The sequence below is a fragment of the Acetobacterium paludosum genome, from assembly GCF_008086595.1.
In the GTDB taxonomy this organism is placed as follows: domain Bacteria; phylum Bacillota; class Clostridia; order Eubacteriales; family Eubacteriaceae; genus Acetobacterium; species Acetobacterium paludosum.
Window position 1 is genome coordinate 1 of sequence record NZ_RXYA01000018.1, and the last position, 22,444, is coordinate 22,444.

At 37.4% G+C, this 22,444-nt stretch carries 22 protein-coding genes; 11 read left to right on the plus strand and 11 right to left on the minus strand.

Features of this window, described 5'->3' with window-relative positions; all coding sequences use genetic code 11:
• Positions 1–264: 264 nt before the first annotated feature.
• The 4 genes from FZC41_RS15860 to FZC41_RS15875 form a co-directional block, all read right to left on the minus strand.
• Positions 265–645 (minus strand): helix-turn-helix domain-containing protein, encoded by a 381-nt coding sequence (locus FZC41_RS15860; protein WP_148568432.1) that lies wholly within the window; start codon positions 643–645, stop codon positions 265–267.
• Positions 646–776: 131 nt separating this feature from the next.
• Entirely contained in the window at positions 777–1,610 is an 834-nt protein-coding gene (locus FZC41_RS15865) for a hypothetical protein (RefSeq protein ID WP_148568433.1), read from the minus strand.
• A gap of 62 nt (positions 1,611–1,672) precedes the next feature.
• Complete coding sequence (locus FZC41_RS15870; RefSeq protein ID WP_148568434.1) at positions 1,673–3,295, minus strand: putative manganese-dependent inorganic diphosphatase; 1,623 nt, start codon at positions 3,293–3,295, stop codon at positions 1,673–1,675.
• Positions 3,296–3,375: 80 nt separating this feature from the next.
• Positions 3,376–4,299: an alpha/beta fold hydrolase gene (locus FZC41_RS15875; protein ID WP_148568435.1), complete on the minus strand. Its 924-nt coding sequence runs from the start codon at positions 4,297–4,299 to the stop codon at positions 3,376–3,378.
• A 248-nt stretch (positions 4,300–4,547) separates the two neighbouring features.
• On the opposite strand from FZC41_RS15875, the gene FZC41_RS15880 reads away from it, so the two are divergent.
• From FZC41_RS15880 to holA, 3 genes are read left to right on the plus strand one after another with little or no spacing between them, the layout of a single operon-like run.
• Complete coding sequence (locus FZC41_RS15880; protein ID WP_148568436.1) at positions 4,548–5,276, plus strand: MBL fold metallo-hydrolase; 729 nt, start codon at positions 4,548–4,550, stop codon at positions 5,274–5,276.
• Positions 5,277–5,288: 12 nt separating this feature from the next.
• On the plus strand, positions 5,289–7,661 hold the full coding sequence (locus FZC41_RS15885) for a DNA internalization-related competence protein ComEC/Rec2 (RefSeq protein WP_148568437.1): 2,373 nt from the start codon (positions 5,289–5,291) through the stop codon (positions 7,659–7,661).
• A gap of 12 nt (positions 7,662–7,673) precedes the next feature.
• Positions 7,674–8,690 carry a DNA polymerase III subunit delta gene (gene holA, locus FZC41_RS15890; RefSeq protein ID WP_148568438.1) on the plus strand — a complete coding sequence of 339 codons (1,017 nt, stop codon included), beginning with the start codon at positions 7,674–7,676 and terminating at the stop codon, positions 8,688–8,690.
• Positions 8,691–8,798: 108 nt separating this feature from the next.
• On the opposite strand, the gene rpsT is transcribed toward holA, so the two are convergent.
• Complete coding sequence (rpsT, locus tag FZC41_RS15895) at positions 8,799–9,065, minus strand: 30S ribosomal protein S20 (protein ID WP_148568439.1); 267 nt, start codon at positions 9,063–9,065, stop codon at positions 8,799–8,801.
• 200 nt (positions 9,066–9,265) lie between these two features.
• Here rpsT and lepA point away from each other — a divergent pair, with 200 nt between their 5' ends.
• Positions 9,266–11,071, plus strand: coding sequence for a translation elongation factor 4 (gene lepA, locus FZC41_RS15900; RefSeq protein ID WP_148568440.1), 1,806 nt, complete (start codon positions 9,266–9,268; stop codon positions 11,069–11,071).
• Between the two features lie 84 nt (positions 11,072–11,155).
• Here lepA and FZC41_RS15905 read toward each other — a convergent pair whose 3' ends face one another.
• Together FZC41_RS15905 and FZC41_RS15910 are read right to left on the minus strand one after the other, a co-directional pair.
• Positions 11,156–11,611, minus strand: coding sequence for a zinc ribbon domain-containing protein (locus tag FZC41_RS15905; protein ID WP_148568441.1), 456 nt, complete (start codon positions 11,609–11,611; stop codon positions 11,156–11,158).
• Positions 11,612–11,659: 48 nt separating this feature from the next.
• Positions 11,660–11,887 carry a hypothetical protein gene (locus FZC41_RS15910; protein ID WP_148568442.1) on the minus strand — a complete coding sequence of 76 codons (228 nt, stop codon included), beginning with the start codon at positions 11,885–11,887 and terminating at the stop codon, positions 11,660–11,662.
• A gap of 359 nt (positions 11,888–12,246) precedes the next feature.
• Here FZC41_RS15910 and FZC41_RS15915 point away from each other — a divergent pair, with 359 nt between their 5' ends.
• A complete protein-coding gene (locus FZC41_RS15915) occupies positions 12,247–12,444 on the plus strand; it encodes a cold-shock protein (protein WP_148568443.1) in 198 nt (65 codons plus the stop codon).
• 214 nt (positions 12,445–12,658) lie between these two features.
• On the opposite strand, the gene FZC41_RS15920 is transcribed toward FZC41_RS15915, so the two are convergent.
• The 3 genes from FZC41_RS15920 to FZC41_RS15930 all read right to left on the minus strand — a co-directional run bounded on the left by FZC41_RS15920 (position 12,659) and on the right by FZC41_RS15930 (position 15,643).
• Entirely contained in the window at positions 12,659–13,507 is an 849-nt protein-coding gene (locus FZC41_RS15920; RefSeq protein WP_148568444.1) for a DegV family protein, read from the minus strand.
• A 116-nt stretch (positions 13,508–13,623) separates the two neighbouring features.
• A complete protein-coding gene (locus tag FZC41_RS15925) occupies positions 13,624–14,760 on the minus strand; it encodes an MGDG synthase family glycosyltransferase (protein WP_148568445.1) in 1,137 nt (378 codons plus the stop codon).
• Between the two features lie 100 nt (positions 14,761–14,860).
• Complete coding sequence (locus FZC41_RS15930; RefSeq protein ID WP_148568446.1) at positions 14,861–15,643, minus strand: PP2C family protein-serine/threonine phosphatase; 783 nt, start codon at positions 15,641–15,643, stop codon at positions 14,861–14,863.
• A gap of 140 nt (positions 15,644–15,783) precedes the next feature.
• On the opposite strand from FZC41_RS15930, the gene FZC41_RS15935 reads away from it, so the two are divergent.
• The 5 genes from FZC41_RS15935 to FZC41_RS15955 all read left to right on the plus strand — a co-directional run bounded on the left by FZC41_RS15935 (position 15,784) and on the right by FZC41_RS15955 (position 20,397).
• Positions 15,784–16,194 (plus strand): hypothetical protein, encoded by a 411-nt coding sequence (locus tag FZC41_RS15935; protein WP_148568447.1) that lies wholly within the window; start codon positions 15,784–15,786, stop codon positions 16,192–16,194.
• 228 nt (positions 16,195–16,422) lie between these two features.
• The gene (locus tag FZC41_RS15940) at positions 16,423–17,226 is read left to right on the plus strand and encodes a GTP pyrophosphokinase (RefSeq protein ID WP_148568448.1); all 804 of its coding nucleotides are present in this window, start codon (positions 16,423–16,425) and stop codon (positions 17,224–17,226) included.
• Positions 17,227–17,314: 88 nt separating this feature from the next.
• Entirely contained in the window at positions 17,315–18,052 is a 738-nt protein-coding gene (locus FZC41_RS15945) for a YebC/PmpR family DNA-binding transcriptional regulator (RefSeq protein WP_148568449.1), read from the plus strand.
• Entirely contained in the window at positions 18,045–18,722 is a 678-nt protein-coding gene (locus FZC41_RS15950) for a peptidoglycan-binding domain-containing protein (protein ID WP_170254029.1), read from the plus strand. The genes FZC41_RS15945 and FZC41_RS15950 overlap by 8 nt, the downstream gene beginning before the upstream one ends.
• A gap of 181 nt (positions 18,723–18,903) precedes the next feature.
• Positions 18,904–20,397 (plus strand): NAD(P)H-hydrate dehydratase, encoded by a 1,494-nt coding sequence (locus tag FZC41_RS15955; protein WP_148568451.1) that lies wholly within the window; start codon positions 18,904–18,906, stop codon positions 20,395–20,397.
• A 125-nt stretch (positions 20,398–20,522) separates the two neighbouring features.
• Here FZC41_RS15955 and FZC41_RS15960 read toward each other — a convergent pair whose 3' ends face one another.
• The gene (locus FZC41_RS15960; RefSeq protein ID WP_148568452.1) at positions 20,523–21,758 is read right to left on the minus strand and encodes an LL-diaminopimelate aminotransferase; all 1,236 of its coding nucleotides are present in this window, start codon (positions 21,756–21,758) and stop codon (positions 20,523–20,525) included.
• Between the two features lie 312 nt (positions 21,759–22,070).
• Here FZC41_RS15960 and FZC41_RS17420 point away from each other — a divergent pair, with 312 nt between their 5' ends.
• Positions 22,071–22,232 (plus strand): hypothetical protein, encoded by a 162-nt coding sequence (locus tag FZC41_RS17420; protein WP_170254030.1) that lies wholly within the window; start codon positions 22,071–22,073, stop codon positions 22,230–22,232.
• Positions 22,233–22,444: the final 212 nt, after the last annotated feature.

Consider the following 22,444-nt stretch of genomic DNA (forward strand, 5'->3'; position numbering starts at 1 on the left):
GGCCCGGGTTGCCATGCAGATCGGGCTGACTTTGGCATGCCTGAATATGAAAAAACTGGCAAATCTGCTGTACCGAAAACGAATGCGTTTTGGGTTGCCTTCACGTTTTATTCTGTTTTTTCATTTTGGGGCAGCAATATAAAAACCCGACTACAGCTTTGTTTGCTTGTAATCGGGTTTGTCTTCGCTCTGAGAGCTTGATAACACAAGCTCTTTATAATATAACAAGTTATTTAAACAAGGTCCTCTTCATCATTTTTTGAATTACTTGCCGTTGGAACTTTTGAAATTAATAAAATCTAACACTTCCTGCTTAAAACTCTCTGGGAAAGAGAAATAAGAAGAAAAGGAGTTTACCTCTTCGTTCGAAAAGACATAGGATTTTAAAAATTCTTCACAAGTCATAGGCTTTGGATTACTTGGCAAAAGCTTGGGTTGATCTGTTCTGCATAGTAAATAGTCCACAGAAACCTCGAAAAAATCAGCGATTTTTATGAGTAATTGGTTCTCTGGTAAATTCTTATCTTTTTCATATTTAGAGATTGAACTCTTGTTAAGGTAAAAAAGATTTGCAAAATTTTCTTGGGTTAACCGTTTAGAAATTCGCAGCGCTTTTAATCGACTACCAAAAGTATTGTTTTCCATTTTTTTCACCTTCTTTAAATTTAAAATTGTTGGATTGAAAGCATAACCAGATAATTCAGTATAACATATAATTACCATTTGTCAATATTCTTTGTCAATGGTGAGTTAAATCAAGAAACTATTAAGGTGAGTTAAAAGGAAGTTCTTAATTCTTTTAACAAGCGAATACATTCTGAAAATTTTGCTTTTTCAGGTGATGGTTCACCCTCTGTTGATGTGGATTCCAAGGTTTGGCTAGCCAATGTATCACGAATGAAAGTATCGAACAAAACAGAATAATTTATGTTGTTAGTGGAATCAGTGAATTTGCGCTTTGATTTTCCGTCTTCAGCTCGTATTTCATCGTAAGTCAGTGCTGTAAGCCTCGTGCCGTTAAATGTTGCCACCAGATTTCCCTGAAACCCATCTTGATCGATCGAGCCGACTACAGTATAGGTATCGAAGGTATCAATTTTTATGGGTTCATGATCACCTTTCTTGGCCTGCCCGATAGCGGCATTTGATAATTGAATGAAACGTCCAGATGTTTGGGTCGCCCCAGAAATGGTTTCTATTTCATCTGGATTTTGGGAAAGAATCAAGTCATTATATAATCGGAAATAAAGTGAGTTGAGATTAAGCAGGGAAAGATTATCCCAGTATTTCTCTGGACCTTCAAGAGTTAGACGATCCATGCCATTCCGAGAGATCTCTTTGAAATTGACTTGAGTAATAATATTGCTTTTTATGATGATATCGATCTGTTGGGCGTATCCTCGGGTATCATAAAAATGTGTGGTTGCTGTAAAATGGCCATCAGAAAGAGATTTCAAATTCGCTACCGATAAAATTTCACCCGTAGACGGATCATTTACCAATTCTTTTTTCACACAGCCTGTTCCTAGAAAGGTCAGTGATAAAATAAGAAGAAGTACAGAAATAGTGTAAAGAAATTTCAGCTGATGAGATTTATTTTTGCTTTTCATATCGATCACCTTTTTAATAAATTAAGAGTGCTCTCCTTCATTGTTATTATGGTCAAGTCTGATTAGTAGGCGGAAGCATTCATCAGCGGAGGAACGATTTGCTTTTTTCGGGAGAAAACACCGGGCAGAAATTTGCTGAATTCCCCAGGGTGAAGTCCAAAGGCCAAATCTACGAGTTTTTTGTTTTCGCCAGCAACAATTAACTCAGTTCCACCTAAAATGATATCAGTGACCATGAGAATCGAGAGGTTGAGATTTTCCTGCTGGCATAAATTGTTCATTTCCCATAACACATTATCGAGCTTGTCAAAAATTCCTCTAAAATCTCCGGTGTTGATTTGGGATACGGCAATTTTAGAGGAGCCCATGGTGAATATTTTCATATCCGTAGTAATTATCTCTAATGGCGGCATTTCTTTTAGATTACTCCCGGCGACCAGCATTTTTTCACCATAACTATTTATATCAAGATCAAGAATGTTCCCAAGTTCTTTGGCAATTATTTCGTCTTCGGTGGTACAGGTTGGAGAATTAAAAAGAAGGGTATCCGAAATAATAGCACTTAGCATGAGTCCTGCCATGGGTTTGGAAATCGGTACTTTGTTTTCATGATACATTTTTGCGACTATGGTAGATGTACACCCCAAAGGTTCAATACGTAGATATAAAGGGGTTGATGTTTGAATTTCAGCCACACGATGATGATCGATGACTTCAATGATTTCTGCTTCTTCCACACCGATGATGGATTGGCTACGTTCATTATGATCTACGAGAATAACTTTCTTTCGGCTGAAATCAATTAAATTGCTTCTTGAAATAGTTGAAATAACTTGACCATCCACGTTAACGACAGGGAAACGCTCATAGTCGGAAGTAAGCATGTTCTTTTTTACATCATCAATGGTTTCATAAGTCATGAAATATTCCAGATTGCTTTTTTTAAAATAATTCTTTATGGGGATTCCCTGGCATAATAGACGAATGACTTCGAATGGCCCTGAAGTTACCGTTAAAATGGCACCCTTATAATCATCTGGAATATGGAAAGGGATATCTGGAGACGTATTGGACACGATAATGGTCCCGGCTCCTGTTTTAAAGGCACGGCTTAAATAAACTGATTGCTGAACAGTTACCAGAATATCATCGGAACTGAGTTTTTGATCCGCTTCAATTTCGGTAATGGTATAAACATCTCCTAATACAGTAGTTGTTTCAAGAGATCCATATATCTGGGCATCCAGGAGTTCGATGATATTGTCAAAGGGGGTTTCATTGTCCCTTAGAATTGATTTTGAAAAAGCATCTGTATAAGATGGGATAATATCGGATACTGAAACCATGCCAATAAGTTTGCCTTCCTCACTGATAACCGGAAGGGATCGACCAGGATGATTAATGATCTGGTCCATGGTTTTTGAAATGGAATCATTTTCGTTAGCCATAGAAAAATCGGTAAGAACAAGATCAGACACCTGGGGCTTCACATTTTTAATAAGTACTGGCAGATTAACATGGAATGTATCTAAAACAAACTGAGTCTCCTTGTTAATTGATCCGAGACGAGCAGGAAAAACATGGGTATGTCCAAGCTCTTTTTTTAAATTTGCATAAGCGATAGCGGAACAGAGAGAATCTGTATCCGGATTCTGGTGCCCGAAGACATAAATATTTTGAGTCATTGTGGCAGCCTCCTTTTAGGTCATAATATATCATACGCTAACCAATTTTGCGAATGATTAGCGTAATTTTCAATAGTTTGTTACTTCTCAATAAACCGAAGAACGTCATTGTAAACCAATTCCCGACGATCTTCATTGAGAATTTCATGTCGAAGAAGTGGGTAAAGGATAAGATCGACATTTTTAACTCCTGTTCTTTTTGTAAGCTGGACAATTCGTTTCACTTCTTTTCCCATCCCTCCAACGGGGTCATCTCGGCCGGATAGAAATAATAGGGGAAAATCGCAGGGGATTTTTTTTAGGTTAGAGTAGGCGCTGGTAAACTGAATTCCATAAAAAAGATCACGATAGAAACCGGAGCTGCAGGTAAATCCGCAAAGAGGATCGTCCAGATAGGTATCGACATTTTTTTTGCTCAAAGACAGCCAATCATAGTCAGTGCGGTTTGGTTTGAATTTCTTGTTATAGCCGCCGAAGGAGAGACCTGAAAGTAATTCCGAAGGTGTCTTCTCGCCAGTCTTTCGAATTTCATGTTTGGCAATCAGGCTGGCTATTTTCTGCATTAAACCGTTAATCCCGATGGTAGTACCAATGATAATGGCGCTGTTATAGAGCTCCGAAAATGAAATGACAGCATTTCGTGCAACCACGGATCCCATACTATGGCCAATGAGAAAAAGGGGAAGATCTGGATAAGATTCTTTTAGAGAACAGGAGATTTCTTTTACATCTGAAATGATGCGTTCCCAACCATTGCCACTTGAAAAAAAGCCCATGTCGCCTGAATCGATGCCCGTTTGTCCATGACCGCGTTGATCGTAAGCAACGGCAATGTAATTGTTTGTGTAGAGAAAATCCGAAAATTCTTGATAACGTGTGGCAGATTCAGCCATACCATGGATAATCAGAACAACGCCCTGAGGTTTAAGAGGACGAGGTGTTTGATAATAGGTAAGCTTCAATTCATCTGAAGCATAAAATGTATTTTTAATGAAATTGATCATTTTTTCAACCTTTCTTTCTAATATACCAATTTGTCGCGAAAGATATTTTAGTGACAAATATTTGCATTCATACTTTATTGTAACCATAAATGGGTGTATATATAATTTTCTATTCATTATACCAAAAGCATATTAAAAAAACACCTTTCTTCATACAAAAATTATGATAATCAGTGTATAATATAAAAGACATTAAAAAAGAAATTATTTATTGGAATAAATTAAAAAATGAGAAAAGAGGTCCTACAATGAAATTAACGGTACTTGGAAATACCGGTCCTTATCCTGGTCCGGGCGGAGCGTCCTCCGGGTATTTATTTGAATCAGAGAATACACACATTGCTTTGGATTTCGGCAGCGGCGTTCTGGCAAATTTGCAGAAATCAATGAGCTTTTCAAAACTTGATTTCATTATCTGCTCCCATTTGCATTCAGATCACATTGCCGATCTTTTCGTGCTTCGTTATGCACTTCAGGAAAAAAGTGCTGAACTGCCTATCTATGCACCGTCAGAGCCATCCCTGGAGGTGGCATCACTTTATTACAAAGAAGTTTTTCTGATTAAGAAAATTACCGAAGAATTGCAAATAGAAAAGGGTAATTTAACTTTTACGTTTAAGAAACTTAAGCATCCCTTTCTCGATTTTGGCACCAAAATTACCGATGGAGAAACGACGTTTCTTTATACCGGAGACACTAGCTATACACCGGCACTGGTTGAATTTGCAAAAGGTGTTGATGTGTTGCTCTGTGACGCGGCTTTTTTGGAAGACTGTGTTTCAGATAAACATTTATGTGTCAAGCAAGCCTGCGAGATTGCAAATGAAGCCGGGGTAAAAACCTTGATTCTTACGCACCTGGCACCCTTTGAAGATCCAGATAAATATTTGAAAAAAGGAAAAAAACATTTTAGTGGTGCACTCTTTGTCACAGAGATTGGAAAAACCTATGAATTAAAAGCGCTAGCAGATTTGTAAGCTCGCTTGGGTATGAAGCGACCTTTACTGTGGGGGATCATTGCCCTGGGACTATCTATTGCTTTTGCCTATTACAGGGTTCCCGTCTGGGCCATTCTGTTGTGTTCCGGCCTCCTTGGGTTCCTGCCGCTGGTAGTAAAAAGAATCAAGCAAACACAGATTATATTTGTGCTGGGAATTTTTTGTGGGGGGATCATTCTCGGATATGGCGCATTTCCTTTAACCGATCCCATGGCATCATTTTACGATAAGGAGGTTTTGGTAACAGCTGTTGTCACCGATTATCCGATTATCAAAGATGATCGAATGGTCGTAAACATAAAAACCAAACAAATTGTCACAACAAAAAATGAAGCCCTCAAAAAAGCGATGGGATTGAAGGTTACAATATATTTTGAAACAATTAAAGACCAGCCGGTATTTAATCCCGGGGATATCCTTGCCATCAAAGGTACTTTGTCAAAACCGTCGGGAAAAAGAAACCCCGGGGGGTTCGACTATGGTCTTTATCTCAAATCACAAGCCATTGACGGATTATTAGTCGCTCCTTCTGGAGGGATTGACCGGGTAAGTCGGGAGTCGTCTTTGTATTTTACTATCCTGAGTATAAAAAGACATTTTGAAACTCAATGTGACACTTATTTTTCTGAAGATGTGTCAGATCTCCTCAAAGGCGTTATTTTCGGAGAAAAAGATATCGGCGAAGATCTTACTCAAAGCTTTCAAAATGCAGGGGTTACTCATGTTTTATCTGTTTCCGGGCTTCATGTGGGATATGTATTTTTAGCGATCTCTTTCATACTGATAACACTTAAAATGAATAAAAAATTCTGGATGTTGTTTTTATTACCAGCTTTATTATTTTATGTTGCCCTCACGGGGTTTGTTCCACCGGTTGTTCGCGCAACAATTATGATTGTTTGCCTTACCATCGGTCAGGGGATTCATCGGGAAAAAGATCCCCTTAATCAGCTTTGTCTGGCAGGACTGATTATTCTTTGCCTATGGCCGAGTCAGCTTTTTCAGGCCGGATTTCAATTATCCATGGGGGCTATGCTGGGCATCATATTATTTTATGAACCGTTGCTTTTTCTATGCAAGAAGCAGCGAAATAAAAAATCACCTCGAATCAGGAAAAATATGGGCCCCATTATAGAAGGTCTGATTTTGACTTTTTGTGCAACATTGGGTACCCTTCCAATACTGCTGTATCATTTCAAAACATTTACTCTTTTAAGCTTTCTCTCGAATTTATTGGTGGTACCGCTGATTGGCATATTTTTACTGGCTGGCATGATCTTCCTATTGATTGCAGGTCTTTTCCCTTTTTTGGCACTGCTGTTTTCGATGCCCCTTGCTTTTTTAGGAAAATCTATTCTGGTCATGCTGGATGGCATTAATGATCTGGGGAAGGCACTGGATTTTCTGTTGATCAATCGGGGCGGGTTAACAATTGTAGAAAGCTGTATATTTTTATTGTTTTCATTCTTGATTTCAGGGTACTTTTTTTTGAAATCCCGCCGGGTCAAAAATACAGTGCTTGCAGTCGGGTGTGTACTGGGCCTGTTACTGATACTTTTGCCGCTTTACCCAAAGAACTTAGTGGTGACGATTCTGGATGTTGGGCAGGGTGACAGCATTCTCATTGAAACACCGAGTGGTCTGAACTACCTGATTGATGGCGGGGGCTACCTCTTTCCCAAAGCCAGTGAAATATCCGAGAGTGTTCTATATCCGGTCTTGTACTCAAAAAATATCAGAAAACTGGATGGGGTGTTCCTCACCCATAATCATGTGGATCACTGTCAGGGAATTGAAGAGCTTGTTTTTGACAAATTTCCGGTTCAAAATCTTTTTATGAGTATCAACACAAATAGTGAAACGCTTCTGAATCAATCCACGGTTCCGGTCACGCTTTTGGAAAAAGGTTCCGTCATCCAGGGGAAGGATGGGGTCAGAATTGAAGTATACAGCCCCTCGGGGGAAATAAGTCCCAAGGAAGATGACGAACAAAACAATGTATCTCTTGTCATGTGCCTCAGTTATAAAGGTACTAACATGCTGTTTTGCGGGGATATCGAAGCTGAAACAGAGCGACTTATACTTAATGATATGAAAGCAGAAAGCGCTGAGAAAGATTTTCAAGTTATCAAAATTCCTCATCACGGCAGTAAATCTTCATCCACACAGGAATTTCTAACGGCAGTGGATCCTGAAATGGCGGTGATATCGGTAGGAGCGCATAATTCGTTCGGGCATCCCAACGATGAGGTGCTCAGACGTTTGGATGAACAGGATATAAATACACTGAGAACAGATAAAAATGGAGCAGTGGAGATCACCAGTAATGGGGAATGGATACATTATAAAACCTATGCAGACTAATGGAGATGAATAGTGAATTATAAAGAATTTAATAATAATATAAAAAACAACGCGGTCAATCCGGTTTACTTATTTACAGGTCCGGAACAATATATTGGACACATGATGGAAAAAACACTCATTGATATGGAAATTTCTAAAGGATTAGAGGCTCTTAATCTGACCATTTACAGTGATAAAAATTTGGATGTTTCCGAACTTCTTGCTACCTGTGAAACACTGCCGATGATGAGTAAAAAAAGAATGATTGTTATCAGAAAAGAAGCCCAGTTTGATAAAATCACGGGAAAACATGATCTTGAACGCCTGACCTTCTATTTCGAAAATCCCTGCCCGTCCACACTTTTGATTATTTACTGGGAACAACCGGATAAACGTAAGAAAATCTATAAAACCATTGCCAAAAACAGCACGGTGGTCGTTTTTGAAAAGCTTGATTCAGGAGAAATCCAGGCATGGCTCACAAAGCGCATCAATAATGCCGGCAAAAAAATATCGCGTTCCGTAATGGGACTGTTTGTTCAGCGGTCCATGTATCTGGTTAATGAGAAAAAGACCATGGAAATGGTGGATCATGAACTTAACAGTCTGATTGATTACATAGGGGATCGGGAGGAAATTACTAAGGAAGATATTCTGCTGATCTTGCCTCAATCCATTGAAGACGGCATTTTCAAAATGATTGATTACGCAATGACTGGGGACAAAGGACAGGCGCTGTTGATGCTCAACCAGCTTTATCAGGAGGGAGAGTCGCCATTCGGCGTTTTCAGTTTGCTTTTACGACAGATCCGGATGCTTCTGATGGTGAAAATATATACAAAAAAAGGGCTTCCGCCAAAATCGGTGGCAAGTGAAATGAAAGTGGCCCCTTTTATAGTCAATAAAATATTAAAAAACGGTAAAAATTATCCCATTGATAATCTGTGGGATCTGATAATTATTGGTGCAGACCTGGATGCGCAGATGAAATTGGGAGAAATTGATCAACATTTGGCACTGGAGCTATTTCTAATGAAGATTGAATAAACGGCATTAAAATGTCGTTTCCGAACAAATAAAAAAAAGATGTACCTGAGTAAGTACATCTTTGTATAGACCCTAGAGACACGGGTTTTGGGGATATAAATGAGGTTGTTAAGCAGTCATTTCGTTGATAATTCTAGCCAAAGTACTTTTTTTACGTGCTGCAGTATTTTTATGTAAAATACCTTTTGTAGCAGCCATATCAATTTTCTTTGTTGCTAAACGAAAAGCTTCTTGTGCTGCTTCTACGTTGCCTTCTTCAACTGCAAGATCAAATTTCTTAACAGAAGTTTTAAGATTTGTCTTTACTGCTTTGTTTCGAAGACGACTTTTTTCGTTTGTTTTAGCCCGTTTCATAGCTGATTTAATGTTAGCCATGGGTTCACCCCCCTCATTTATTTATAACATGACAATTCTAACACGTTTGAGAAGAAATATCAAGAAAAAACGTGACAAAAAAAATATTTATTGATAGAATACTCTTCTAATGGGCAAACGGATTCAATAATACCATTAAGATAGCTTAAAATAATTTAGATTAAAATTTAGATAGATTCGAAAGTAGAGGATTATAAAAATTGACAAACAAACAACTACATACACGGAATTTTTCAATTATTGCGCATATTGATCATGGGAAGTCAACCCTGGCAGACCGTCTAATTGAAGATACCGGACTCTTAAGTAAAAGAGATATGGAAGAACAGTTTTTAGATAATATGGATATTGAAAGAGAACGGGGAATTACCATTAAGCTTCAGGCCGTCCGTCTTCTGTATACTGCAGATGATGGGGAAGAGTACATATTAAATCTCATTGATACCCCTGGTCATGTTGACTTCACCTATGAAGTGTCAAGAAGTCTGGCAGCCTGTGAAGGTGCCATATTGATTGTTGATGCTTCCCAGGGTATTGAAGCTCAGACGATTGCCAATGTATATTTGGCATTGGATAACAATCTTGAAATCATACCGGTTATTAATAAAATTGACCTTTTGAGTGCTGATCCGGATAGAGTTAAGGATGAAATTGAAAATATCATTGGCATTGATGCTCATGATGCACCTCTTATTTCAGCCAAAGCAGGCATCAATATTCATGAGGTACTAGAGGCGATTGTTAAAAAAGTGCCTTCTCCAAGTGGAGATGTGGAAGCACCGTTGCAAGCCTTGATTTTTGATTCCTACTATGATCAGTATCGAGGTGTTATTGCTTCCATTCGAGTTGTTCAAGGTAAGATCAGAAAAGGAATGAAAATCGATATGATGGCAGTGGGAAAATCTTTTGAAGTCGATGAGGTCGGTGTTTTTGCCAAGGGTTTACTTCCAGTTGATGAACTTTGTGCCGGAGATGTTGGCTATGTTAATGCCGGCATCAAAAATGTTCGAGAAACCCGAGTAGGAGATACAATAACCGAAACCGATAATCCGGCGAAAGAAGCTTTGCCGGGATACAAAAAGGTGACATCTATGGTTTTCTGCGGGATTTATCCTGCCGATGGTTCTCGTTTCGAAGATCTCAAAGAGGCTTTGGCCAAACTACAATTAAATGATGCTTCGCTTCTTTATGAGGCAGATACATCCGTTGCTTTGGGTTTTGGTTTTAGATGCGGCTTTTTAGGTCTCCTGCATATGGAAATCATTCAGGAACGTTTGGAACGTGAATTCAATCTGGATCTGGTCACTACCGCACCCAGTGTCATTTATAAGGTTATTAAAACAGATGGCTCTGAGTTATGGGTAGATAATCCTACGAATCTTCCCAATCCGGTTGAAATAAAAACGATGGAAGAACCTATTGTTAACGCAAATATTATGCTTCCTTCAGAATATTTAGGAACAGTCATGGAGCTTTGCCAGGAACGTCGAGGTGTTTATTTAAACATGAATTATGTGGAAGAGAGCCGTGTCATTCTTGAGTATGAATTACCGCTTAATGAAATTATTTATGATTTCTTTGATGCCCTAAAATCCCGAACCCGGGGGTATGCATCTCTTGACTATGATATTAAAGAATATCGACCATCAAATCTGGTTAAATTGGATATTCTTTTAAACGGAGAACCGGTGGATGCCTTATCCTTTATTGTACATGATGAAAAAGCGGTTGCTCGAGGTCGTGGTATCGTCAAAAAACTCAAGGAAGAAATTCCACGACAGATGTTTGAAATTCCGATACAGGCTGCCATCGGAACAAAAATTATTGCCAGAGAAACCATCAGTGCTATGCGAAAAGATGTTTTGGCAAAATGCTATGGTGGAGATATCAGTCGAAAACATAAGCTTTTGGAAAAACAAAAAGCAGGAAAAAAAAGAATGCGTCAAGTCGGCAATGTAGAAGTTCCTCAAGAAGCTTTTATGGCTGTGTTAAAACTAGATTCTTAAGAAAGAAAATAAATAATCAAGTGTCCGATATTGCAATTCTCATTGAGAAATAATTGATGAATTCAAATCGGACACTTTTCGTTTTTATAATGGGGTACCACATTCACCACAGAACTTAGCGGTGTTTCTATTTTTTGTGCCGCAATTCGAACATATCAAAGAAACATTTCCGCGAAGTTTTGTTCCGCACTCTTGGCAGAATTTTGTTCCAGATGGATTATTCTGACCACATTCTGAACAATGATAAGCGTTGCTTTGCTCATCTTTTGCTGCTTTTTCTGCTTTGAATTTTTCTAATTTTTGACTGAGCTCAGCCATTTTTCGTTTCACTATTTTGAGCTCATCAATGAAGTCAGAATAAGCGACTTCATTGGGGTGCAATTGACAAGCTTCTCTTCCTATTTTTGCATAGAGTTCGGTTTCCTGCTGCTGTAATGCAGTCAGTTCGTTGCTGATTGAGAATATTTGTGTATCTGAATCATCGGATGGCATGAAATTACCTAATCCTTTTAAAAGACCTCCCAATAAATCATTTGACATAATTAATTACTCCTTTCAAATTCAGGTATTGTGTGTGCGCCATTGTTGCTACTCTACTTTTGCATAATCCCCGGTAAATAATCCAATTATAATTTTACCGAGCTTTTCGTTTGCTTTTTCATCTGAATCATAAACGCAGTTGTCGTAAAATTCCTCACATTCCCCATGACCTAAAATCTTTCTAATGGACTCTTTCTTTGATACCATTAACCCATCCTGAAATACCTCGAAATGGTCTGCGTATCGGATGATTTTTACATCTAATTCATTCAACATCTTTATTCGCCTCCTAAAAATTTTTTATTACAGCTCTTGTCAATAATTTTACCCACTTTCTATGGGTTAAAAGCATTTTCTTAAATATATTTTCAATATAGAATTAGAACCCGGCATCTAAGTACGATGATTTCAGAATTTATTAAATTTATTAAGAACAATGAAAATATTTCATAAAAAATTTGCAAATATCTGGGATATGTGTTATTATAAATTATAGCTTAAATTAATAGTAAATAAATTTAACAGTAATATTTTTTAATTGGTACTTATGTTTAAACGTATCATCCTAATTTAGAAATGTAGTTGTTATTCATGTTACAAGGATTTAGGGAATAAAAATTAGGAGGTACACACATATGAGTGGTACAGTAAAATGGTTTAATTCGGAAAAAGGTTTTGGTTTTATAACAGGGGAAGATGGTAAAGATGTATTTGCACATTTTTCACAAATTCAGTCAGATGGATATAAATCTTTAGAAGAAGGTCAAGAAGTTACTTTTGATGTAACTCAAGGTCAAAAAGGACCACAAGCCGAAAATATTCGAGTTATCTAATTCCAAATATTTTAAACTTATGCTGAAAAGCATAAGTTTTTTTTAGTTTCTAAGTTATATAAAAGGAATAGATTACGAAAATTTTGATAAAGTGATAGGATTGGCGCTGTATCAAATGGTGTTGGTAATATAAGACAAGAAAAAATCATAATTAACAAAGCAGCCTGGGGTCGGTTCATAGTCCTAGGTTGCTTTTAGTGGCGTAATTTGTTATTTAAAAGGACATTATCAGACCTTTATCATTGGAATAGTAGGATGTCAAGCCATGCATCGGGAATATATATACTTCTTTGAGATTAAAGCGTTTTTCCAGGAGATCTTTCAATGTTTCCGCCTGGCTTAAATTATTGCAATGCGTAATCACCACCGGAAACTGTTCATGCGTTTTTACTTTCGCTTCCACCATATTGACCATGCTGGAGAGTGCTTTTTTTACACCTCTTATTTTTTCGACGACTTCAATTTCGCCTTTATCGGTCGTCGCACGGCATATCGGCATAATTGAAAGGGCAGAAGCGACAGCCCCTGCAATACGGCTCATTCGTCCGCTTTTAACAAGATTTGAAAGATCCTGTAGTAAAAAAAGGAGAGTCAGCGTTTTCTGATACTCGGAAAGCTTTTCACAAATGGTTTCAAAATCATACATTCCGGCTTTAATCCAATCACGAAGCTTCATGATCATTAAAATCATAGAGGGAGAAGTTGCCAGAGAATCAAATAATCCGATTTTTCGGTCGCCATTTTCTTCAAGAACCATATTCGCAGCAACACGGGCACTGTTAAAGGTTCCACTGAGACCAGAAGTAATGGTGATTACGTAGTTTTCTTCACTTTTTCTAAGTTCTGCTGCAAATTCTTCTGGGGAAGGGCAGGCGGTTGATGACGCTTCTTTATATTCTTTCATAGCTGCAATGAGTTCCTTTGTATTAATGGTTTCATCATCAATAAATTCATGATCGCCAACAATAATTTTCAAAGGTACGACTGAAAAATCGATATCTTCTTTTGCTAAAAAATTTAAAGGTAAATCGCAGGAGCTGTCGCTGATAATTCGTGGTTTCACTTCATTTTCCTCATTTCATCTTAATCTATATATAAGTGATAATTATTTTGTCTAATGTACCTTTTCAAAACTTCAAACTAAACTAAAATTTTTAAAGAATCTTTTTGGATGAGTGCTCACAGAGACTCTGTTCGATAAGAAATTGATTCATCTGAATTCAATTGTGTCAGAACGTCTTCAGTAATTAAAGAGGTCGCATCGCCATAAAATATTTTGTTTGTTGCACTTTTCATGGAAAAACGTTTGAGCTCATTGTCTTTCAGAGCTTCAATGGCAAGAAACAATTCAGAGATATTATTGGCCACAACAGCTGCTCCTTGACGCTTGAACCACTGAGCATTTTCGCCTTCTTGTCCTGGAGTAGGATTGTATAATATAACAGGTATTTTTTTTGCGACCACTTCACTTAATGTGATTCCACCTGGCTTTGTTATCATTAGATCACCAATGGTATAAAACTCATTAATATTTGATACAAAACCAAAAACTTTTGTATTTTTGAAAGCCTCAAGGGATAATTCCTGTTCCAAGCTATGATTATTCCCGCAAATTACAAGGGTTTGCAGATTCTCGATGCGATCGGCTCGCCGACAGATTTCTTTAATATTTCTTAGTACACCATAGGTTCCAGCAAAAATAATTAAAGTCATTTTATTGGAGTCTAAATTATATTTTTTGATAAGCTTGCGACGATTTTCGTGGGTATAAAAAGCGCTGCGAAGAGGAATACCCGTTGTTAATAGTTTACTTTGAGGAATTCCTTCATATAGAAGCGTATCTTCTACATTTTCACAGGCGATATAGTAGCGATCTGTGTCTTGATGTATCCAGGCCATGGGAATGCAAAAATCCGTCACGACTGTAAAGACCTTGATATCAGGGTAAAACTCCTTTTTCATAATGGATGAAATTGTATAAGGATAAGTATTTATGATACAGTCCGGTTTAAACTCATTGATCATTTTTAATAAGGCTCTATCAGTAAAATGCCAAAGATTGTAAATGAATTTTTTGTGCGCATTATCCTCACAATCATAGTAAATACGTTTATAGAAGTTACTTCCGATTGAGTAGGAAAGCAAATAGGATTTCTCTATAAATCGATTGAGCGCTGGGTTGGTTTCATTAAATAAATCTCGTACCGAGACACGATGTCCCCGTAATTCAAAACCTTCCTTAAGGGTATTGGCTACCATTTTATGGCCAGATCCGTGGGAACAAGTTAAAATTAGAATACGTTTAGGTTCTAACATGGTAATCCGTCCTCTCTTGAGATTTTATTGCAAAAAATCTCTATATAACTTTCATCTTAAGTTTAGAGAAGAATAATTAGATTTCGATTAGAAAAAAGTTCTATTCTTCGAACTCAATACCTAATATACAGATATCATCCGAAGGTGGTTGATGACGGTTAAATTCCATACAGGAAGTAATGATGTTTTTACCAATTTGATTAATTGGGAGGTGAGAACTGTTTTTAGCAATAAAGATTACGCGCTCAATAGAAAATTCTTCGCTTTCGGGGTTTTGAGCATCCACGAGTCCATCAGTAAAAAGAAGTAACTTATCTCCTTTGGAAAAATCAAGAAACATATCGAAATAATTCATTTCAGGCATATACTGCTGAAGTCCCAACATGGGAAGACTGGGTTTCAGTAAATCAACATGGTGGTTGTCTTTTATAAGAATGGCAGATGGATGACCGGCATTGGCAAAACAGAGCATTTTTTCTTTGGGATCTAAAACTAGGGCGATCGCAGTAAAAAAAGTGTTGTCCATTTGCTGGCAGATATCTGATTCGATTTGTTTAAGGACTAAGCTGGGGGATTGGTTAATATAATCATCTTTCATGGTATAAGAATAGCTTAATTTAATCATACTGGTAATCATTGCCGCATCGATACCATGTCCCGTTGCATCTGCAATTAGAAGGCTGATTTTTCCATTTTCCAAAAAATGAAAGTCATAAAAATCTCCGCCAACTTTTCTAAAAGGTCTGAGATAACTATAGAAATGGTAATCATCGGAAATAAAGGATCCAGGGGAAGGAATAATCTTGCGCTGTAGGTTTTGTGCAAATTCCAATTGTTTATCAAAAAGAGCAACAAGTGCTTTGTAATGGTCGGAATTATTCAAATCGAAACCTCCATAAATTTATTAAATCCAAGTATACCATATTAAATTTTAACTTGTTAGAGGGATTTCTATAAAAATGATTGAAATTATTGAAACTAACCATTATAATGAAAATATCAAAATGAAATGAGGTGTCTAAAATGATTGAGTTTGTATACGGTTCAAAAGGAAGCGGAAAGACAAAGAAAATGATTGACATGGCAAACACTGCACTTGAGACCTGTGAAGGGGATGTCATTTTTCTTAACGACAGAGACAAATATCGAGTAAAAGTAGATACTAAGATCAGATTTATAAACATGGAAGAGTTTGGAATATCCGGAGTTGATCAACTTTTTGGATTTCTAAACGGTTTAGTCGCAGAGAATTACGATATTAAAATGGTGTTTATTGATAATCTATTGCGTCTTATCAATGCTGAAAAACCTGCTGATGTTTGTGGCATGGTTGAAAAAATTCAAAAAATTAATGAAACCCATGAAATCAAGTTTGTACTTAGCATAAGCTGTGCAGAAGAAGAAATGCCTGAATGTGTTACCAATTTAATATAAAAAGATGAGACTAGACGAATCTGCTTAGATTAAACAAACGGATTCGTCTCTTTAATCTTTTCAAGGAAAATAATGAATGCAACAATAAATGACACTTATGCCGTATATTCTGTTTGGATAAAAGAACAATATGGTGAAAATAATAGACGAGCTTGAAGCTCGAATGAAGCAGAAAAATTCATATCAGGGAAGATGTTTTCCTGATATGAATAATAAGAGGTAAATATTTTGGGTACTAAATATTGGCAAGAATTTCTCATCCCTTATCATCAGGCAGTAGATGAGATCGTATTAAAATTTAACAGTCTTAAAGAGCAGTATGAAAAAATCGGAGAGTACTCACCGATCGAATCCGTTTATGGTCGGGTAAAAAGCGTATCCAGTATTTTAGAGAAAATACATAATTATGGGGTTGATATTGAATCATTAGAGGATAACATTCAAGATATCGCCGGTGTTCGAATTATGTGTCAATTTGAAGAAGATATTTATGAGGTCGTTGAACTTATTAAAAAGAGATCTGCCTGTGATATGGAAATCGTTAAGGTGAAAGATTATATAAGTGAAGCAAAGCCCAGCGGATATAAAAGTTACCATCTCATCATCCGCTATCCTGTTTTTAGTGTCGCCGGGATTCAACATTTATTTGTTGAAATTCAGATTCGTACTTTAGCCATGAACTTCTGGTCTATTATTGAGCATTCCTTAAATTATAAATATAAGGAAAATATTCCGGATGAGGTTAGGCTACGGCTTGTCAATGCCGCCAATGCAGTAAATGATGTGGATCATGAAATGTCTTCTATCCGAGAGGAAATTCAAAATGCACAACGTCTTTTTGGCCTGAAATCAAGCTCGGTAACCAGCATTCTTGATAATATCGGACATTTATACAAGCTGAATCAGGGAGAGAAAGCATCCCGGTATGAGAAAATATTTGATGATTTGTTTGAACAGGAAGATATTATTCAACTCATTCTGCTTAGAAAAGAATTAGAGACAGAAGTGAATACAATAGAGTCTGAAGCATAAGAAATAAAAAATAGGTTTGTGAAAAAAGGGCTGTATGTTATAATAAAACATTGTAAAATCATTTAAAAAAGAATTTAGGAGGTTGTCGATGTCAGGACATTCAAAATGGTCGACTATTAAAAACAAAAAAGGAAAAATAGATGCTAAGCGTGGTCAGATATTTACAAAATTAGCTAAATATATTGCTGTTGCATCCCGGGAGGGTGGACCCGATCCCGATATGAATGCAAGATTAAAGGAAGCGGTTGCCAAAGCAAAGGCAGCAAATATGCCGAATGACAACATCGATCGGGCAATAAAAAAAGGCGCAGGAGAATTACACGGAAGTATCTATGAAGAAATCAATTATGAAGGTTATGGTCCAGGAGGAGTTGCCGTTATTGTTGAAACTCTCACCGATAATAAAAACAGAACAGCAGGGGATGTGCGGCACGCCTTTGATAAAAACGGGGGAAACCTGGGAACCAGTGGTTGCGTCGGCTTTTTATTTACCAAAAAAGGCCAGATTATGATTGAAAAATCTGATAAATTTAATGAAGAGGATTTAATGATGATCGCATTGGAGGCAGGAGCTGACGACATTGAAACTTCTGAGGAAGGTTATGAAATCAGCACCGAACCGGAAGATTTTGGACAGGTCTGTGACGCGCTGAAGGGAGCAGGTTATGAACTTACTTCAGCCGAAATTGCTATGATCCCATCAACAGAAGTTGAATTGGATGATCCCGGTGATATTAAGAAAATGCTTAAAATGATCGACATGTTTGACGATAATGAAGATGTCCAGGAAGTATGGCATAACTGGCCGGGAGAAGACGATGAGTAAGGATACTCTTTTTAAGAGATTTAAAGATGTCATTCTTTATGTCGTTTTTTCAATGCTTTTGATTTTTTTGATGTCCTCATTTGTAATTGAGAATGTGTATTCTGCGGCGGATCAGCTTTCTATGAAACCACAGGGCATAGCAACGATATATTCCATTGCCATTGGAGCACAAACGAATGGTTCAACAACCAGTAAAGATGAAGACAATAAAACATCTGAAATTCAAACCTCTGATGGGACAACCGTTGTAATTACTGAATATGCCCTTGGAGATACGAATGATGAGATTATGGATTATACCCAAGTTTTATATGCACTTGGCTTTTTAGCAAGCCAGCCAACAAATCAGATCACGGATGACGTTCAAACAGCTATTAAAACCTATCAGGCAATGAAAGGTCTGGATCAAACTGGAAAACTTGATCGCTCTACCATTATTTCTTTGGTTGCCGAAGACATCAAATTTGAAAAAGGCAACAGCGGCAAAATGGTACAGACCTATCAGCAAATTTTGGTTGACAAACAATACTTGGCAGCGGATAAGGCGACGGGAACATTTGATGATGCCACTGAAACCGCAGTGAAGGCCTTCCAAAAAGCTAACGGCCTTACCGAAACGGGAAAGATTGATGCAAAAACAATGAAAGCATTGGATGCATTAAAAAAATAAATTAATGAGCAGATATTTAAGGTCAATTATTTTTCATTGTGGGTTCACAACGGATAAAATGATTGGCCTTGAAATTTGGGCTTTCGGCATTTGAAACAACAGTTTACAAAAAATATTTGATATAATGTTGTGATTATTAAGTCAGTAAGATTCTTTTGATGGTAGAAGAAAAGAGGATAAAATGAAAGTTGTTACACCAAGTGAAATGTCTGTTATGGATCGTAACGCCGTTGTCGCAGGCACCCCTAGTATTGAGCTTATGGAAAGAGCTGGTCAGGCTTGTGCCGAATTCATCAAGAAAGATATTGATCAAAATTCCTTGATTATTATTCTTTGCGGGGCTGGAAACAATGGCGGAGATGGTCAGGTCATTGGCCGGCATTTGGCAAAAGAAGGTTATATGGTACATCTTTTTATGACAGAAAAAGAAGAAAAATTATCTAATGACAGCAAGATCAATTTAAAAAAACTGAAAGAAAATAATATTCCGGTACGCTATTTACTAGAAGCATCAGATTTTGAAGATTTGAAACAGATGCTGTCCAAGGGGACCCACATTATCGATGCCATTTTTGGAACAGGATTAGAAGACAAAAGTCTTTCAGAAAAGTATATTCGTCTTTTTGATATGGTCAACGATTTTGAAGGTGAAAAGATAGCCATTGATATTCCTTCTGGATTGCGGGGAGATATCGGTCTCAGTCTTGAGAATGGTATTTTGGCGGACAAAACGATTGTTATCCAAAACTATAAAACTGGCTGTTTGCTGAATGATGGTCCTGATTATACCGGTGATACCATTCTTGTCGATATCGGAATCGATGAGAACAGCATTTCCAATGAAAAATACTATATTCAGGAAAAGAATTTGAAATTTCCCCAAAAAAGAAAAAAGAATACCCATAAATATGATTATGGTTCCGTTGTAGTTATAGCCGGATCGAAAGGAATGAGTGGAGCTGGAATTTTATCGCTTAATGGTGCATTAAAAAGCGGTAGCGGGTTGGTTACCTGTTACGTTCCCCAAGAAATCTACATTCCCGTGGTTTCCCGTGCGCCGGTAGAAGCGCTGATCAAGACTTATGATTGCAACATCACTGAAGATGATATCAAAAGTGATAAAAAAAAGGTTGTTCTCATTGGCCCTGGCATTGGAAGAGGAAAGAATTATAGTTTCATTCTGGAGCATCTTCTCGAAGGGTCTTTACCGGTAGTCATTGATGCTGACGGTCTTTTTCATCTTGCCAAAGTGATTGATTATCTAAAAGAATCTAAAACACCGGTGGTTATTACACCACATTTTGGAGAGTTTTCAAGACTGATTGATGTGCCTCGTGAAGAAATTCTCAACGATCCGATTGGATATGGTCAGAAATTTGCGATCGAGTATCAAGTAGTGGTGGTTTTAAAAGGATTTCGAACGATGATTTTTGGAACTAACGGAGAAATATGGTTTAATTCTACGGGAAACCCCGGCATGGCAACCGGAGGGAGCGGCGATGTGCTGGCAGGTATGATCGCTGGCATTGCCGGACAAAATGTCGATTTGTTTGAAGCGGCAAAAGCCGGTGTATACTATCATGGAAAATCAGGTGATTATTATGCTTCTCATTTCGGACAAAGCACACTTACCGCCCACAATATTATTGATTCCTTGAAATACGTGTTGAAATAATTAAAACAAATTAATAAAATCGGAGAAATAGGGTCATGTTGATCCTGGTTCTCCGATTTTTATTTTTGTTATAATCAGAAAGACTAAAATAGTTTCCAAGAATAACCGTGTAATAAAGGGGGTTATTAAAGCTTCAGTCTGGTCTTGATTCTGTCAATAGCCTCTTCAGTACTCTTCTTGCTTGCAAAAGCAGTCAGCCTAAAGTAGCCTTCTCCACTTGGACCAAAGCCGGCCCCTGGGGTACCGACGATATTGACATCATGAAGCAGTTTGTCAAAGAAAGACCAGGAATCCTGTCCCGTTGGTGTCTTTAGCCAGATATAAGGAGCGTTTACTCCTCCGAAAACTTCAATGCCGGTACTCTGGATGCCTTCTCGAATAATTTTGGCATTGGTCATATAATAGTCAACAAGCGATTTGATTTGTTGCTGTCCTTCCAGGGTATAAACGGCTTCAGCACCTTTTTGTATAATATATGGTACCCCATTGAATTTGGTGGTCTGTCTTCTGTTCCATAACTTGTTGAGCTCGATTGCTTCACCGGAGGCGGTGTACCCGAGAACTTCCTTGGGGACAACAGTATATGAACATCTTGTCCCAGTAAAACCGGCATTTTTAGAAAAGCTTCGGAACTCGACAGCCACTTCTTTGGCACCTTCAATTTCATAAATACTGTGCGGAACATCATCTTCCTGTATATAGGCTTCATAGGCGGCGTCATATAAAATGATGGACTTGTTGTCTTTTGCATAATCCACCCATTTTTTAAGTTCGGTTTTTGATATTGTTGTCCCGGTGGGGTTGTTTGGAAAACATAAGTAGATAAGATCAACCTTCTCGTTTGGCAGCTGTGGTATAAACGCGTTTTCAGCAGTACATGGCATATAAGTGAGGTCTGTCCATTTGCCATCGGCGCCGAGACTGCCACTTCTTCCAGCCATAACGTTGCTGTCTACATAAACAGGATAAACAGGATCGGTAACAGCAATTTTATTTTCAAGACCAAATATTTCCTGAAAATTCGCAGTATCACTTTTGGAACCATCACTTACAAAAACCTCGTCAATATTAAGGCTGATTCCCCGAGGGGCATAATCAAATTCAATAATTTTTTCAATGAGGAAATTGTAACCCTGTTCAGGTCCATACCCTCTAAAAGTTTTTTCATCTGCCATTTCGTCAACAGCTTTGTGCATGCTGCTGATAACTGCGGGAGGTAACGGTCTGGTGACGTCTCCAATTCCAAGTTTGATGATAGCTGCATCTGGATTCTCAGCTTTATATGCATCCACTCGCTTTGCTATTTCAGAAAAAAGATAACTGCCTGGTAATTTAATATAATTTTCGTTAATCATTGCCATAAGATTCTTCCTTTCAATCGATAATCACTGACCATTACAGTCACTTCAAGATCACACATTTATTTAATAGTATTCCTAATTAGTAATACTCTATACTTGATTTAATTCCTTGTCAATAATTATTTTATAAAAAAAAATATAAGAATAAGCTATAAAAAGAATAGTGCTGAAAAATAAAAAAAGAACAGAATGTTAAATGAAATTAATTGTATTTAATATCATTCGGTGGTATAATTCATAAAATAAAAAATGAATTTAGAAATATACTAATGAGACATCAAAAAGGGTGCCACATATTAACGAGGAGAGTCAATGGATTCAAACAATGAAAAAAAATGTTCGCAGTTAGCATGTAGTTTTAATGAAAATGGTCGGTGTCCGGATATGGATGTATTAAGAAATCCATGGAGACAAACTGGTTGTATCTTTTTCACAAACAAGAATGTGCGAACGGATGAAATGAACAACGACTAAGGCACCCTAGGGTGTTTTTTTTATATGATATATCAAGTTATACATTAAAATTTAATGTACAACTGCAATCAGCATTATCTGATTGGCATAATCTTACAAATTTAAGGAAATCCGAATACAATGATAATCAATGGATTTCGTTATTTTTGTTTACTGGTGAAATTACTTATGCATAAAATAATTAGGTTTAAATAAAAAGAGAAGGATATAGA

Bases quoted from the DNA above. Each gene is read 5' to 3' on its own strand.
- FZC41_RS15925 (WP_148568445.1), bottom strand. From the start codon at position 14,760: ATGTTAGAACCTAAACGTATTCTAATTTTAACTTGTTCCCACGGATCT.
- FZC41_RS15935 (WP_148568447.1), top strand. From the start codon at position 15,784: ATGATTGAGTTTGTATACGGTTCAAAAGGAAGCGGAAAGACAAAGAAA.
- FZC41_RS17420 (WP_170254030.1), top strand. From the start codon at position 22,071: ATGGATTCAAACAATGAAAAAAAATGTTCGCAGTTAGCATGTAGTTTT.
- FZC41_RS15875 (WP_148568435.1), bottom strand. From the start codon at position 4,299: ATGATCAATTTCATTAAAAATACATTTTATGCTTCAGATGAATTGAAG.
- FZC41_RS15945 (WP_148568449.1), top strand. From the start codon at position 17,315: ATGTCAGGACATTCAAAATGGTCGACTATTAAAAACAAAAAAGGAAAA.
- FZC41_RS15905 (WP_148568441.1), bottom strand. From the start codon at position 11,611: ATGTCAAATGATTTATTGGGAGGTCTTTTAAAAGGATTAGGTAATTTC.
- FZC41_RS15960 (WP_148568452.1), bottom strand. From the start codon at position 21,758: ATGGCAATGATTAACGAAAATTATATTAAATTACCAGGCAGTTATCTT.
- rpsT (WP_148568439.1), bottom strand. From the start codon at position 9,065: ATGGCTAACATTAAATCAGCTATGAAACGGGCTAAAACAAACGAAAAA.
- FZC41_RS15860 (WP_148568432.1), bottom strand. From the start codon at position 645: ATGGAAAACAATACTTTTGGTAGTCGATTAAAAGCGCTGCGAATTTCT.
- FZC41_RS15950 (WP_170254029.1), top strand. From the start codon at position 18,045: ATGAGTAAGGATACTCTTTTTAAGAGATTTAAAGATGTCATTCTTTAT.
- FZC41_RS15955 (WP_148568451.1), top strand. From the start codon at position 18,904: ATGAAAGTTGTTACACCAAGTGAAATGTCTGTTATGGATCGTAACGCC.
- FZC41_RS15880 (WP_148568436.1), top strand. From the start codon at position 4,548: ATGAAATTAACGGTACTTGGAAATACCGGTCCTTATCCTGGTCCGGGC.
- FZC41_RS15915 (WP_148568443.1), top strand. From the start codon at position 12,247: ATGAGTGGTACAGTAAAATGGTTTAATTCGGAAAAAGGTTTTGGTTTT.
- FZC41_RS15865 (WP_148568433.1), bottom strand. From the start codon at position 1,610: ATGAAAAGCAAAAATAAATCTCATCAGCTGAAATTTCTTTACACTATT.
- FZC41_RS15885 (WP_148568437.1), top strand. From the start codon at position 5,289: ATGAAGCGACCTTTACTGTGGGGGATCATTGCCCTGGGACTATCTATT.
- FZC41_RS15870 (WP_148568434.1), bottom strand. From the start codon at position 3,295: ATGACTCAAAATATTTATGTCTTCGGGCACCAGAATCCGGATACAGAT.
- FZC41_RS15910 (WP_148568442.1), bottom strand. From the start codon at position 11,887: ATGTTGAATGAATTAGATGTAAAAATCATCCGATACGCAGACCATTTC.